Source organism: Streptomyces sp. NPDC089424, assembly GCF_044749345.1.
Lineage (GTDB): Bacteria > Actinomycetota > Actinomycetes > Streptomycetales > Streptomycetaceae > Streptomyces.
The window spans coordinates 202,562-216,729 of sequence record NZ_JBIVHU010000010.1; the positions used below are offsets into that span (position 1 = coordinate 202,562).

The 14,168-nt window shown below is 74.0% G+C and carries 12 protein-coding genes and 1 tRNA gene; 9 read left to right on the forward strand and 4 right to left on the reverse strand.

Annotated elements, in window-relative coordinates; genetic code table 11:
- Window positions 1-42 precede the first annotated feature (42 nt).
- The gene (locus ACIP2X_RS33750; protein WP_401680740.1) at window positions 43-480 is read right to left on the reverse strand and encodes a hypothetical protein; all 438 of its coding nucleotides are present in this window, start codon (window positions 478-480) and stop codon (window positions 43-45) included.
- A gap of 279 nt (window positions 481-759) precedes the next feature.
- Here ACIP2X_RS33750 and ACIP2X_RS33755 point away from each other — a divergent pair, with 279 nt between their 5' ends.
- Window positions 760-2,211, forward strand: coding sequence for a hypothetical protein (locus ACIP2X_RS33755; protein WP_401680743.1), 1,452 nt, complete (start codon window positions 760-762; stop codon window positions 2,209-2,211).
- A gap of 53 nt (window positions 2,212-2,264) precedes the next feature.
- On the opposite strand, the gene ACIP2X_RS33760 is transcribed toward ACIP2X_RS33755, so the two are convergent.
- Window positions 2,265-2,861 carry a histidine phosphatase family protein gene (locus ACIP2X_RS33760; protein WP_401680746.1) on the reverse strand — a complete coding sequence of 199 codons (597 nt, stop codon included), beginning with the start codon at window positions 2,859-2,861 and terminating at the stop codon, window positions 2,265-2,267.
- A 204-nt stretch (window positions 2,862-3,065) separates the two neighbouring features.
- Here ACIP2X_RS33760 and ACIP2X_RS33765 point away from each other — a divergent pair, with 204 nt between their 5' ends.
- The 7 genes from ACIP2X_RS33765 (at window position 3,066) to ACIP2X_RS33795 (ending at window position 9,414) form a co-directional block, all read left to right on the forward strand.
- A complete protein-coding gene (locus tag ACIP2X_RS33765; RefSeq protein WP_401680749.1) occupies window positions 3,066-4,019 on the forward strand; it encodes a phosphatase PAP2 family protein in 954 nt (317 codons plus the stop codon).
- A complete protein-coding gene (locus ACIP2X_RS33770; RefSeq protein WP_401680752.1) occupies window positions 3,970-5,157 on the forward strand; it encodes a hypothetical protein in 1,188 nt (395 codons plus the stop codon). Before ACIP2X_RS33765 ends, ACIP2X_RS33770 begins: the two co-directional genes overlap by 50 nt.
- The gene (locus tag ACIP2X_RS33775; protein WP_401680754.1) at window positions 5,148-6,737 is read left to right on the forward strand and encodes a hypothetical protein; all 1,590 of its coding nucleotides are present in this window, start codon (window positions 5,148-5,150) and stop codon (window positions 6,735-6,737) included. Before ACIP2X_RS33770 ends, ACIP2X_RS33775 begins: the two co-directional genes overlap by 10 nt.
- A complete protein-coding gene (locus tag ACIP2X_RS33780; protein ID WP_401680756.1) occupies window positions 6,734-8,074 on the forward strand; it encodes an AAA domain-containing protein in 1,341 nt (446 codons plus the stop codon). Before ACIP2X_RS33775 ends, ACIP2X_RS33780 begins: the two co-directional genes overlap by 4 nt.
- Before the next feature lie 167 nt (window positions 8,075-8,241).
- Window positions 8,242-8,604 (forward strand): hypothetical protein, encoded by a 363-nt coding sequence (locus ACIP2X_RS33785; protein ID WP_401680758.1) that lies wholly within the window; start codon window positions 8,242-8,244, stop codon window positions 8,602-8,604.
- A 164-nt stretch (window positions 8,605-8,768) separates the two neighbouring features.
- Window positions 8,769-9,350 (forward strand): bifunctional DNA primase/polymerase, encoded by a 582-nt coding sequence (locus ACIP2X_RS33790; RefSeq protein WP_401680760.1) that lies wholly within the window; start codon window positions 8,769-8,771, stop codon window positions 9,348-9,350.
- A tRNA-Lys gene (locus ACIP2X_RS33795) sits at window positions 9,341-9,414 on the forward strand. Before ACIP2X_RS33790 ends, ACIP2X_RS33795 begins: the two co-directional genes overlap by 10 nt.
- A gap of 78 nt (window positions 9,415-9,492) precedes the next feature.
- Here ACIP2X_RS33795 and ACIP2X_RS33800 read toward each other — a convergent pair.
- Entirely contained in the window at window positions 9,493-10,836 is a 1,344-nt protein-coding gene (locus ACIP2X_RS33800; RefSeq protein WP_401680763.1) for a M6 family metalloprotease domain-containing protein, read from the reverse strand.
- Window positions 10,837-11,174: 338 nt separating this feature from the next.
- On the opposite strand from ACIP2X_RS33800, the gene ACIP2X_RS33805 reads away from it, so the two are divergent.
- Window positions 11,175-13,010 carry a putative bifunctional diguanylate cyclase/phosphodiesterase gene (locus ACIP2X_RS33805; RefSeq protein WP_401680766.1) on the forward strand — a complete coding sequence of 612 codons (1,836 nt, stop codon included), beginning with the start codon at window positions 11,175-11,177 and terminating at the stop codon, window positions 13,008-13,010.
- On the opposite strand, the gene ACIP2X_RS33810 is transcribed toward ACIP2X_RS33805, so the two are convergent.
- Entirely contained in the window at window positions 12,989-14,062 is a 1,074-nt protein-coding gene (locus ACIP2X_RS33810; protein ID WP_401681245.1) for an LLM class flavin-dependent oxidoreductase, read from the reverse strand. The two genes, ACIP2X_RS33805 and ACIP2X_RS33810, sit on opposite strands and share 22 nt — an antisense overlap.
- Window positions 14,063-14,168 lie beyond the last annotated feature (106 nt).

The following is a 14,168-nucleotide window of genomic DNA, read 5'->3' on the forward strand; positions in this document are numbered from 1 at the left end:
CGCGGCGGCATCGGCTCGGTCGGCCGTGGCGGCCGGTGGCCGTCAGCGGCAGTTGTCCGCCGCCTCGATCGTCCGTGCCGCCTCGCCCAGCGCGCGGCGCAGCATCGCCGGGTCGGTCGCGGGCTCGGACTCGCCGGGCGGCAGCAGCCAGGCCGATCCGGGCAGCGCCGCGGAGCCGCCGGGCAGTGCCTCCGGCCCGCCGGGCGGCGGCTCGGGGGCCAGCCGCAGTCCGCGTCCGTCGGTCTCCGTGCAGGTGCTGCCGGGCATGTCCCACGCCGCCGCCGTGCCGGGCGGGACCACGAAGCAGAGGGTGTCGCAGCCGTCGTCGTGCAGGACCGGGCCCACGGCCTCGACCTCACCACGCCGCAGGATGTCCACCGCCTCCAGGCCCTGCCGGGCGGGCACCGTCACGAGGTCGCACGCCGGCAGCGGCGTACACGGATCGATGCTCCGGCTGGTCTTCATCCCGGCCTCCACCACGGAACCCCTCCTTGAGCGAGCAGTTCGGGAGTCGGGCTGCTCCCGGTCCACCCGGTTAACGCCGGACGGCGTCAACGGCTACGGCGGAAGTGCGCCGCGAAGGATGGCAGTTCATGGCAGATCCTGGATGAGATATCCGATTTGTAGCCAAACACAGCGTGCCGTACCCGACACAGCAGGTACGTTCTTGCCCGCCGGAATCAGGACGTCACTTTGGCTTGACAGCGCAACTCACCTTGTTCCGGCATGGTTCGACGGTTCGCACGAGAGGACCCGGCCATGACGTCGTCGAGCGTGACCTCGTCCCAGCCCAACCGGCCACCGCGGCCGAACCTCGCCTTCCGGCGCCTGCGCGGCAGGCGTTCGCCTGCCGAGTTCGCCGCGGCGGTGCGGCGCGCCGCCCGCGAGATCGGCGAGCGGGTCAGCTGTGACGCGCGCTACATCGGCCGGGTGGAGGCAGGTGAGATCCGCTGTCCCAACTACGCCTACGAGCGGGTGTTCCTGCACATGTTTCCCGGACGCACGCTCACCGACCTGGGGTTCGCGCCCCGCTCGTCCGTTCGCGGCCGGGGGCGCGGGGCGCGCACGGACGAGGACACGCCCCCGGTGCACTCCCAGAGCCCGGCGCAGACCACGAGTGAGACGCGCGGGGCGGGCGAGCCGTATGACACCACGCACAACCCGTACGACACGCACATCAACTACGAGGAGAGCGACGTGCTGCGTCGCGCATTCATGACCGGCGGGGGCGCCACCGTGGCCGCCGCCTCGCTGAGTCCCTTCGGGCTCGCCCCCGACGCCTCGGCGGCGCAGCGCCCACCGCGCCGCGCCGGCGCGAGCGAGGCGGGCGCGCTCGAAGAGGCCGTCCGCAGAATCCGGTTGCTCGACGACCGGCACGGCGCCGACGGGCTGTACCGGCGCGCGGCGGCCCCGCTGCGCGCCGCGTACGCGCTCCTGGACGCCGGCGCCACCCGGCAGGCGACCGCCGACCGGCTGCACTCGGGCGCCGGTGAACTGGCCATCTCCGTGGGGTGGCTGGCCCACGACTCGGGCCGGTTCGACGACGCCCGCTCGCACTACGCCGAGGCCCTGGCGACCGCGCGCATGACCGGCGACCCGGCGCTGGAGGCGCACGCCTTCTGCAACACGGCGTTCCTCGCCCGGGACGCCGGGCGGCCGCGGGAGGCCGTACGGGCCGCGCAGGCCGCGCAGCGGATCGCGCGGCCCCTCGGCTCGGCCCGGCTGATGTCGCTGCTGGCCCTGCGCGAGGCGGGGGGATGGGCGGGGCTCGCCGACACCACGGGATGCGCGCAGGCGCTCACCCGCGCGCACGCCCTCTACGACCGGGGCCCGTCGGACGCCGATCCCGAGTGGATGACCTTCTACGGCGAGGCCGAGCTGGAGGCGCTGGAGGCGCAGTGCTGGTCGACGCTGGGCGACTGGACCCGGGCGTCGCGGCACGCGCGGCGGGCGGCGCATCTGCAGGATCCGCACTTCACCCGGAACATCGCGCTGTACACGGCGGAGCTCGCCGACGACCTCGCGCGCGGGGGGCGGCCCGACGAGGCCGCCGCCGCCGGGATGCGCGTGCTGGACCTGCTCGACGAGGTGCAGTCGTCACGCATCCAGACGATGCTGGCGGGCACGGCGCGGGTGCTGCTGCCGCACCGGCGGGCGTCCGGGGTGTCGGAGTTCCTGGAGCGGCACGCCTCGGCGCCGCGCCCGGTGTGACGTGGGGCGCAGTGGCCCCCGGCCGCCCCGCTCCACCCCCTCGTAAGGCCCGGTCACCCCGCCAGGTGGCCGAGGTCGTTCCAGCTCTCGATGGCCGGCTCGCCGTAGGCCCAGCCCAGGACGGACAGTGACGTCGGGTTGAGGCGGATGCGGGCCGCGAAGTCGAGGGGCAGGTTCAGCCAGCGGGCGCCGATCGACCGCAGGATGTGGCCGTGCGCGAAGATCAGGACGTCGCCGTCCTGCGCGCGGGCCCAGGTGACGACCGCGTCGGCGCGGGCGGTCATGTCGGCCAGGCTCTCGCCCTCGGGGACGCCGTCGCGCCAGATCAGCCAGCCGGGGCGCAGGGCCTGGATCTCCGCGGGGGTCATGCCCTCGTAGGCCCCGTAGTCCCATTCCAGGAGCGCGTCCCAGGTGCTCGCGCGGCTGCCGAAGCCGGCCAGCTCGCAGGTCTCCCGCGCGCGGGAGAGGGGGCTGGTGCGGACCTCGACGCCGGGGAGCCCGGCGTACGGGCTGTGGTGCAGGCGTTCGCCGAGGAGTTTCGCGCCGCGCCGCCCCTCGTCGAGGAGGGGTATGTCGGTCCGGCCGGTGTGCTTTCCGGCCAGCGACCACTCCGTCTGCCCGTGCCGGGCGAGCAGGATGCGCGGTGCCATGAGGGGACGGGACCTTTCGGGGAGAAGAACCGAGGCGGAACGTCTCCATCATCGCGCACCGCGTCCGGGGGCAACCCGGGGGGCGATCCTGGCGTCTATCAGGGCCGGAAGGGCACCCGTAGGGTGACCGCACGTACACCGTAAAGTGGTTCGACCGGCCGCAGGGCCGAGGGGCGCCGCAAGGAGAAGGGGGAGGGCGATCGGATGCCGCACGCCGAGACACCGGGCATCGAGGCGGCTCCGCGAACCCGGTTGCGCTGGTGGTCCGAGCTGCCGCTGATCCTCCTCGTGTACGCCTGCTACTCGGCGGGCCGGCTGCTCGCCCGGGGCGACGTCACCACCGCCGTCGACCACGGCCTGGCGATACTGCGCATCGAGAAGGCCCTCCACCTCAACGCCGAGCACCCGCTCAACCGCCTCTTCACCAGCGAGGCGTGGATAGGCATACCGGCGGACTTCTGGTACGCCTCGCTGCACTACCTGGTCACGCCGGCGCTGCTCATCTGGCTCTTCCGGTCCCGGGCCGTGCGCTACCGCGCGGCCCGGACCTGGCTGATGACCTCGACCTTCATCGGCCTGATCGGGTTCACGCTGATGCCGACCTGCCCGCCCAGGCTGCTGTCCGCCGGGTACGGCTTCGTGGACACGATGGCGCAGTACAGCACCTACGGCTGGTGGGCCGGCGAGGCCAGCGCGCCGCGCGGCCTGGGGGGCATGACCAACCAGTACGCCGCGATGCCGAGCCTGCACGTCGGCTGGGCACTGTGGTGCGGGGTGATCCTGTGGCGGTACGGCGGGACGCGCCTGGCCAAGGCCGCCGGCGTGCTCTATCCGCTGGTGACCACGATCGTGGTGATGGGCACCGCGAACCACTACTTCCTCGACGCCGTCGCGGGCGCCGCCGTGATGGGCGCCGGTCTGCTGCTGGCGCCGTACGTGATGCGTGCCGCGAACCGCGTGCGGACGTCGCTGACGGCGCGCACCGCACCGGTCACGACGGGCTCCCCCGTCGCTCGGGCCTCGATTGTCGGTGGTGGATGTCAGACTTCGGCGGGTGAGCGAATTCCACGGCAGCGCGAGTCGCGGTTCGGAGCGGGAGCCGAGCCGGGTGCCTCCCCCTCGGACGCGGGGGACGGCGCTCCGGCACCGGCTCGCTGAGCTGCGCGGTCCCGACGTCCCGGCCAAGGCGCTGGACGCCCGCGCCCTCGCGGCCCTCGCCGCGAACCCCGGGTGCAGACGGCGTGCCATCCTCGACGGCGCCGGGGTGAACAAGGCGGCGCTGGCCGGTGCGCTGGGCGCGCCCTCGGCGTTCGGGCAGTCGCAGTTCGCCTTCATGCGGGGCAACGCGTTCGAGGCGCGGGTCAAGGCGGACGGCGGCGCGGACCTGCTGCGGCTGGCGCACGAGAAGCTCGACGCGGGCGCCGAGCCGCCGGCGCGGGCACGCGTGCCGGAGCTGTCCGCCGTCGGGCCCGAGGGCCGTGCCGCGCGCACGGCCCTGGCGCTGCGCGAGGCCGTCGAGGCAGGCGGCTGGACGCTGCTCGACCATCCGATGCTCGCGCTGGACGTCGCGGGCTCCCCCGCGTTCCTGGAGCCGGACGCCGTGGTCGTGCACCCGGACGGCGGCTGGACGGTCGTGGAGATCAAGTCGTTCCCGATGCTGGACGGTTCCGCGGACCCCGCGAAGGTGGGCGCCGCCGCGCGGCAGGCGGCGGTGTACGTGCTGGCGCTGGAGCAGGTCGCCGCCCGGATGGCCCCCGCCCCGCCGGTACGGCACCAGGTCCTGCTGGTCTGCCCGAAGGACTTCTCCAACCTCCCCACCGCCTCCGCCGTCGACGTGCGCAAGCAGCGCGCCGTCACCCGGCGCCAGCTGGCCCGCCTCACCCGTGTCGAGGACATCGCCGACGCGCTCCCCGAGGGCACCTGCTTCTCCCCCGAGCTGCCCCCCGACCGGCTCACGGCCGCCGTCGAGTCGGTCCCGGCGACGTACGCGCCGGAGTGCCTGTCCGCGTGCGAGCTGGCCTTCCACTGCCGGGAACGCTCCCGCGCGCGGGGTGCGGTGACCTCCCTGGGCCGCTCGCTGCGCGCCGAGCTGGGCGGCCTGACCACCGTCGAGGACATCCTCGCGGCCTCCCGCGGCGAACAGGGCGACCCGGACGATCCGGCGGTCGCGGCCCTGCGCCGGGCGGCCCTCCTGCGCGCCGAGGCCCTGGGCCGGCGGCCCGGGGCGGCCGGGCCTTCGGATCCCGAGGCACCGCAGCGGCGCGTCGAGTCTCCGGAGGGCGCCCGGTGTCGCTGATCTCCACTCTCGCCCGCTTGGAGGCCGTCGAGAGCGGCCGGGCCCAGCCGGCCGCCACCGTCCGCCACCGGCACCTGTCCGAGCGCCCCCTCGTCCTCGTGCCGCTGACCACCGCCGGTGAGGCCGGCGCCCCGCTCGGCGCGCTGGTCGGCACGGACCGGGACGCGCCCCGCCTGCTGGCGGTGCCGCAGCCGCGCGACCGCGACCTCCGGTTCACCTTCCTGGCCGAACTGGCGGAGGTGGTCCTGCCGTACATCGATGCGCATGCCGACAGCGTCGAGGCGGCCGAGCGCACCGACACCGACCCGGAGACCGGCAAGCGGGTCAAGGTCGAGGTCGAACTGTGCGCGGACGCCCCGCAGTTGATCGTGCCGAGCCGTCCGGGCGTCGACCTGGTGCGGCTGCTGGGGCGTTCGATGCGCTTTCGCCGTACGGCGGAGCAGGACCCGGAGGCTCCACATCCGGCGCCGCCCCGGGTGCCGCTGCTCGGCCGCTGGCTCACGCACTACGGGGAGCGCGCCCGGGTCCCCGGCTCCTCGCTGCTGCTGGCGCTGACGGACGTGCTCTCCCGGCACTGGGCGACCGGCCAGTCCAGCCTGGAGGACCAGCACCTCGGCGCGCTGCTCGCCTGGATCGACCCGCCGCCGGGCACGACCGGCGCCGAGGCCGCGCTGCGGGCCGAGCTGGACCGGGACGGGGACGGCCAGCTCCGGTGGCCGCCTGCGGGTCCGGCCACCGACCCGGCGTTCGACAACAAGCTGCTCGCCCCGGCCATCGAGCGCTACGACCGGGCGCGTACGGCCCTCGCCGCCGCCGAGGACGGCCTGGAGGCGGACGACCGGCTCGGGGACGCCACCGCGGCCGAGCGGGAGATCCGCGCGCTGGTCGAGCGGGTCACGCGTCCCACCTGGGACGCGGTCTGGCGGGGCCTGGACCTGCTGCGGGAGCTGCCCGAGGGGGCGCGCGTCGAGGAGCGCTGGACGCGCGACCGCTGGTCGTTCACCGGGCATCGTGACCGGGTGCTCTCGGGCGAGCCACCGCAGCCGCGCCGCGACGACGCGGTGACGGCGGCGAACAAACTGGCCGCGCGCGAGCGCGAACAGGCACGTCTGGAGGCCCAGGAGGCTCTCGACGATCCGCTGGTGATGGCGGGGCGGCGGCTGTCCGGGGAGGCGTTCTCGGGCGAGGTCACCGAGGTGGTCATGGCGTACGGCGAGGGCAGGCGCCCGAGCCCGCGCCCCCTGGTGACCGTCCGCACGGCCGACCGGCCGCATCTGGGCGAGCGGGCGAAGGTGTACCGCTCCCTGAACGGAAAGCCGCAGGCCGCGGAGTTCGTCGGGTACGAGGGCGAGGGTGTGGTCCTGCGGATCCTCGACAAGATGGGCCGCGGCAAGGAGCCCGAGGCCGGGTCCGTGCCGGAGAAGGGCGACGCCCTGTGCTTCACGCTCTTCGAGCACGAGCAGCGGGGCGGGGCGAAGCTCCCCGACCCGGAGGAGACGCCGTGGACGCACGGCGGGCCGCCCGGTGAGCGGACCGCGCCGGAGCCCGCCGATCCCGTCACCGAGGAGGACGTCCTGTGACCACGGAGACCGCCTTCGACCCCGGTGCCGCGGCGGCGCGTGCGACCGAGGCGATCCTGCGCGACACCCTGCACGGTGCGCACCGCGGGGTCGTCGTCGACTCCCCGCCCGGCGCGGGCAAGTCCACGCTCGTGGTGCGCGCGGCACTCGAACTGGCCGAGGCGGGCCGCCCGCTGATGGTCGTCGCGCAGACCAACGCCCAGGTCGACGACCTGGTGCTGCGGCTCGCGGAGAAGGATCCCGAGCTGCCGGTGGGCCGGCTGCACAGCAGTGACGCCGACCCGTACGACAAGGCGCTGGACGAGCTGCCGCAGGTACGGAAGTCGGCGAAGGCGGGGGACCTGGCGGGGCTGCCCGTGGTCGTCTCCACCGCCGCCAAGTGGGGTCATGTGAAGGCCGACGAGCCCTGGCGGCACGCGATCGTCGACGAGGCGTACCAGATGCGCTCGGACGCGCTGCTGGCGGTGGCCGGGCTGTTCGAGCGGGCGCTGTTCGTGGGCGACCCGGGGCAGCTGGACCCGTTCGCGATCGTGGGCAGCGAGCAGTGGGCGGGGTTGTCGTACGACCCCTCGGCGTCCGCCGTGACGACCCTGCTCGCCCACAACCCCGAGCTGCCGCAGCACCGGCTGCCGGTCTCCTGGCGGCTGCCGGCCTCGGCGGCCCCCCTCGTCTCGGACGCGTTCTATCCCTATACGCCCTTCCGCAGCGGCACCGGTCACGGCGACCGGCGGCTCACCTTCGGGGTCGCGTCGGACGGCTCCGGTCCCGACCGGGTGATCGACGAGGCGGCGGAGTCCGGCTGGGGCCTGCTGGAGCTGCCGGCCCGGCACACGCCGCGCACCGATCCGGAGGCGGTGCGGGCGGTGGCGTCGGTGGTACGGCGGCTGCTGGACCGGGGCGGAGCGGCCACGTCGGAGCGGTCGTCCGAGCCGACGCCGCTGACCGCCGACCGGATCGCGGTCGGCACGGCCCACCGCGACCAGGCGGCCGCAGTCCGGGCGGCCCTCGCCGAGCTGGGCGTCCGCGAGGTCACGGTCGACACGGCGAACCGGCTCCAGGGCCGCGAGTACGACGTCACGGTCGTCCTGCACCCGCTCTCCGGCCGCCCCGACGCCACCGCCTTCCACCTGGAGACCGGCCGCCTGTGCGTCCTGGCCTCCCGCCACCGGCACGCGTGCGTCGTGGTCTGCCGGGAGGGAGTGAGCGACCTCCTGGACGACTACCCGTCGACGGAGCCGGTCCAGCTGGGAACCCTGGTCAAGTTCCCCGACGGCTGGGAGGCCAACCACGCCGTCTTGGCCCACCTGGCCGAACACCGGATCCGCTGGACCCCGTGAACGACGACACCGGGCACGCCCCGCCTTGCCCTCGCCCTCGCCGGACGCGTCCGCCGTACGTCTGATGTTCTGGGGCAAGGGCCCCCTTGCGCGGGCGCGAGAGAATTGAGGGTGGTCCACCCTGGACGGGTGGTGCCGTCGGAAACGTACGAGGAGGAGATGAGGACATGGCGGAGCCCACGCCGCGTCGGAACGAACCGCGGCTACGCCCCGCGCCCCTGCTCTTCGAGCCCGCGGAGGCGGCCTCCGATCCGGAGCACTTCTTCGACCTGGAGTCCATCGACGACCCCCGGACGCTGCTGGCCCGGGCCACGGAGCTGACGCAGGCGTTCCGTGCCGCCGCCGACCGCGCGGTGGAGTACCAGGCCATGGCCGCGGCCCAGCTCGCCGACCCGCGCCGGTTCGACCGGCTCACGGCGGCGGACATCGCCGAGCGGGCCGAGTGGACCGAGGACTACGCCAAGAAGATGGTGGAGTTCGGCCGGGACCTGCTGCGGGGCGTGGAGGCGCGGGGTCCGGATCCCGTCTGAGGGCGTGAGCCGCAGGTCATGAGCGACCGGACGCCGCCCGCGCCGCCCGCGACCACCCTTTCGGCATATGCCGACCGGGCAAGGTACCCCTTGTCGTCCGCTCCTGTCCCGATTTCCGGCAACCCAGGGAAACGCGACGTTCACTCCCGGTACCTGTAGATGCCATGAGCAGCAGCACAGTGACCTCGGACGGCGCCGCCTGGCTCGCCTCGGCAGGAGCGTATCCGCGTAGCACCCTCGCCCTCTGGGAGGAGCGCCCCGAGGCACCCGTGGTGCTGCCGTGCGGCTCCGCCTTCGACGTCGTGAGCGCGCCCGCGATCTTCGGACGCGCGATGCTGGACCGCTTGTGGGACGACGGCCCCGGCTCGGGGCCGGTGGCGGTGTTCCGGGGCCGGATGCTGCTGTTCGCCGCGCCGGGCACGGCACAGCGGCTGCCGTCGCTGATGGAGTGGGAGGAGTGGGGGTCCACGGGCCCGGCCGCCGACGGACGTACGGCCGCCGTCCCTCCCCTGCTGTGCCACGGCACCGGCGACGCGGTGACCGTCCCCGCCCCCTCCGGAACGGACGCGGACACGGCGTCCGGATCCCGCTGGCTCGTCGCCCCCGACACCCGTCACCCCTGGCTCCCGGGCCCCGAGATCCTGCTCTGGGCGGCGGTCCGAGCGGCCCGCTCGACGGTGCGGATATCGATTTTTCCTCCCCCCGACCTGGATGCTAAGGTCTACGACGTCAGCAGGCGCCGCTAGCTCAGTTGGTTAGAGCAGCTGACTCTTAATCAGCGGGTCCGGGGTTCGAGTCCCTGGCGGCGCACGACAACGAGAAGGCCCCTCGCGGACGCGGGGGGCTTTTTTCCTGCCCCGCCGCGGCGGCTGCCCGTTCGCGCGGCCGCTACCCGCTCGCGATCTTCACCGTCCATCCCCCGGACGCCGTGCGTCCCTCCACGTCCAGCCGCACCGTCGTGCCCGGCACGGTGAAGCTCTCCCCGAGGGCGACCGGCGCGTCCGCGAGGGGCGGGTACACCGAGCCCTCCCAGCACGCCTCGGTGTGCGGATGGGCGTCGATCACCTGGACCGGGCCGCCGCCGGACTCGGCGCCGGCGTGCACGCGGTAGACGAGGACGCCCTGGCGGCAGCTGTCCTGGTCGTTGCCGACCGAGCCGCGGGCCTCGATGGCGAGGGCGCTGTCGGACCCCGTCCGCACGACGGCGAGCTTGGTCCCGCGCCCCAGCCCGAAGGCGGGGGCACCGGCCTGGGTGGTGGAGGGCAGTCCGGGTGCGGCGCCGAGCGACTCCAGCGTGAGCCGTACGGGGGTGCCGCCCCGCACGCAGACCACCTGCCGGGGCTCCAGCCAGCCCAGCTTCCACTTGTGCCAGCCGAACAGATCCGGGGCGAGTCCGAACTGGCTGCCCATCAGGTCCCAGTCACCCACATGGGTGTCCCAGTCGCCCTTTCCGTCGTCCGGGCGGTGGTAGAGGTCCGGCAGGTCGAAGACGTGGCCGGTCTCGTGGGCGAGGACGAGCCGGTCCGGCGGGTGGTTCTCGAACACGGTGACGACCCGCCGGATGTCGGTGCCGTCGGCGCGCAGCGGGGTGTCCAGGTTGACGACCTTCGTGGCGTCCGAGTCGACGCCCGGCGCGTGCGGGTCGGCGACGAAGTAGACGACGTCGTAGCGCGAGAAGTCGACCTGGCCGTCGGCGACGGCGAGCGCGTCCCGCAGATAGGCCGCCCGGTGGGCGGCGCCCCAGTCGCGCTGTATGGCGTACGCGGTGGAGGGGCGCGGCATCCGGATCCAGTACGGCAGCGGGTGGGAGCGCAGCCGGAACTTGCCGTACGAGGCCCGTTCGAAGTAGTGGCTGGTGGCCGGGAAGTGGTCGGCGGCCAGTTCGGCGGGGGTGGTCAGCGGGCGGGCGTCCGGGAAGGACAGGAAGACCATCACCGCGTCCAGCGTGCCGGCCGGCCGTGGATAGGCGGCGTTCCAGGTGTCCAGGCCCTCGGAGTGGTGGGCCTGGGTGCGGGCGAGGGCGCAGGGCGCGGCCGCGAAGGGCTCGGCGACCGACGGGCAGGCGATCAGAGAGGTCGCCGCCACCGCCGACAGGGTGGTGAACACGGCCGCGGTGCTGCGCAGTCGGGGGCGGGCGGCGACGCGGCCGAGCCCCTCGAGGGCCTCACGGGTGCGTACCCCCAAGGGCAGCTGGCGCGGCACATGGACCTCCGGATGCGGTTCGCGGGACACCGCATCCAGACTGTGTGAATTTATTGTTGTATGCCCTGTTTGCCTGCACCGGACGAGTGAGAGCGACCGAGGCCGAACGGGGTCACCAAACCGGCCGACACCCCCGAACCGCTCACGGTCCGTCACAATCGGTCGAGGGACGGGAGAACCGGTCCTCAGGCGGGCAGAAACGATCTGTCAGGAGGGCGGGCCGTTCCGCGCGTGTTCCGCGACACTGGACAGTGGGCTGCGAGCGGCGGGAGCTGCCCTCTATGATCGGCACACTTTCCTGACCCTTTCCTGCCCGGACAGAGATCGAGCAGAGATCGAGCAGATCGAGTGCACTGCGGGAGCGAGCGGTGAGCGGAACGTCCGAAGGGCCGACGCCCGCGGCAGACCTCATCGGGCCGGCCGTCACAGACAGTAACCACCAGGCGTCGCGAAGTACCGGGGCCGACGCCTCCGACTCCTACCGATCCGCCTTCGCCGCCGCACCACTGGCGATGGCCGTCGTCGACCGCGAAGGCCTGGTGGTCAGCGCGAACGCGGCACTCGCCGACCTGCTCGGCACCGGTCCAGGCGACCTCACCGGACGGGTCGCCGCCGACCTCGTCGACCTCGCCTCCGACGCCCGCACCTGGCACGCGTACCGCGAGGTGCTGCGTGGGCGGGAGGCCCGGCTGCGGTGCAGCCGGCGGCTGAAGCACCCCGACGGGCACAGCGTCTGGGTGCAGGTCACCGTCGCCCCGCTGCCCGACGGCGCGCCGGGCGTGCTGCTGAGCGCGGCCGACATCAGCGCGCACCGTGAACTCCAGGGCAGACTGCGGCACTTGCAGATGCACGACCCGGTGACGCGGCTACCCAACCGCACCCTGTTCTTCGAGCGCCTCTCGGCCGCCCTCGACGTGGAGTCGTACGCGCGCGGCGGCACCGGCCGGATCGGCCTGTGCTACCTGGACCTGGACGGTTTCAAGGCGGTCAACGACACCCTCGGCCACCGGGTCGGCGACCGGCTGCTCGCGGCCGTCGCCGAGCGGCTGGGCCGCTGCGCGGACGAGGCGGGCTACGGCAGGGCGAGCGCCCCGCTGGTGGCCAGGCTCGGCGGTGACGAGTTCGCGCTGCTGGTCGAGGACTCCACGGGCACCGAGCAACTGGCCGATCTGGCCGAGTCGGTGCTCACGGCCTTGCAGGAGCCCTTCGATCTCGCCGGTCAGCGGCTGTCGCTGTCGGCGTCGATCGGCGTCGTCGAACGGCAGGCGGCCGGCACCACCGCGACCGGTCTGATGCAGGCCGCCGACACCACGCTGTACTGGGCGAAGGCGGACGGCAAGTCCCGCTGGACCCTGTTCGACCCGGAACGCAACGCGCACCGGATGACCCGCCAGGCGCTCGCCTCCACGCTGCGCCCGGCCATCGACCGCGGCGAGTTCGTGCTGGAGTACCAGCCGCTGGTCGGGATGGCGGACGGCCGGCTCAGCGGGGTCGAGGCGTTGGTCCGTTGGAATCATCCGCAGTTCGGCATGCTGACGCCGAATCGGTTCATCGCACTGGCGGAGGAGGACGGCGCGATCGTCCCGCTGGGCCGCTGGGTGCTGGCCAACGCCTGCCGCCAGGCCCGCCGCTGGCAGCTCGAACGCCCCGACGAGCCCCCGCTGTTCGTCTCCGTCAACGTCGCCGTGCGTCAGGTCTGGGACTCCGACCTGGTCGCGGACGTCGCCGAGATCCTCGCCGAGACGGGCCTCGCCCCACAGCTGCTCCAGCTGGAGCTCACCGAGTCCGCGGTGATGGGCTCCGCGGGCCGCCCGTTGCAGGCCCTCCAGGCGCTCAGCGACATGGGCGTGCGCATCGCGATCGACGACTTCGGCACCGGCTACTCCAACCTCGCCTACCTCAGCAGACTTCCCGTGTCGGTGCTGAAGCTGGACGGGTCCTTCGTCCGGGGCTTCCAGTACGAGGACGCGAGCACCCACGCCAGCCCGGCCGACGAGGTCATCGTCGAGGCCATGATCCAGCTGGCGCACCGGCTGGGGCTGACCGTCACCGCGGAGTGCGTCGAGACCTCCTCGCAGGCCGGCCGGCTGCGCCGGATCGGCTGCGACACCGGGCAGGGGTGGCTGTACTCCCGCCCGGTGCCGCCGGACCGCATCTCCGAGCTGCTGGCGTGCCCTTCGGGTCAGGCGGTCGGCAACCCGTAGGCGTCCGCGACGAGTTCGTAGGAACGGAGCCGGATCTCACCGCTGTGCGCGTTGGCCGTGAGCATCAACTCGTCGGCGCCGGTGCGCTTCTGGAGACCGTCGAGGCCCGCACGGACCTCGTCCGGGGTGCCGTGGACGACGTTGGCGTTCCAGGAGGTGACGAACTCCTCCTCCATCGGGCTGAATTCGTGCGCCTCGGCCTCCTCCGGCGTGGGCACGAGGCCCGGCCGTCCGGTGCGCAGCCGGATCATGCTGAGCGCGGCGGCGCGGACCTGGCGCCGGGCCTCCTTCTCGTCGTCGGTGGCGAGCGCGGAGACGCCGATGAGGGCGTAGGGCTCGTCGAGGAGCGCGGAGGGCCTGAAGGACTCCCGGTAGAGGTCGAGCGCGGGGATGGTGTTCTGCGCCGAGAAGTGGTGGGCGAAGGCGAAGGGCAGGCCGAGCAGGCCGGCCAGCCGGGCGCTGAAGCCGGAGGAGCCGAGCAGCCAGACCGGCGGGCGGTGCGGGGACTGCACGCCGCCGGGCGAGGTGGCCTGGACGGGGCCGGGGACGGCGTGGATGCGGCGGTAGGGGTGACCGTCGGGGAAGTCGTCGTCCAGGAACCGGGTCAGCTCGGCGAGCTGCTCCGGGAAGTCGTCGGCGCCCTCGTTCAGCCGGTCCGTGCGGCGCAGGGCCGCCGCGGTGGCGCCGTCCGTGCCGGGGGCCCGGCCGAGGCCCAGGTCGATCCGGCCGGGGGCCATCGCCTCCAGGGTGCCGAACTGCTCGGCGATCACCAGCGGGGCGTGGTTGGGCAGCATCACGCCGCCCGAGCCGAGCCGGATGCGCTCGGTGTGGGCGGCGAGGTGGGCGAGGATCACGGCCGGGGACGAGGAGGCGACGCCCGGCATGGAGTGGTGCTCGGCGACCCAGTAGCGGTGGTATCCGCGGGTCTCCGCGAGCCGGGACAGGGCGACGCTCGTGCGCAGGGCGTCGGTGGCGGTGCGGCCCGCGCCGACGGTGACCAGGTCCAGTACGGACAGCGGGACGGGGGCGGTGCCGTGCGCGGTGGCGCGGATCCCGTTCCGGTCGCGCTCACCGCGCTCGTCGGGCTGTTCCTGCTGGTCGTGCTGGTCGTGCTGCTCGTCAGGCAAGGGGTGCCTCCTGCGTCCTCGGCCGTGCGGT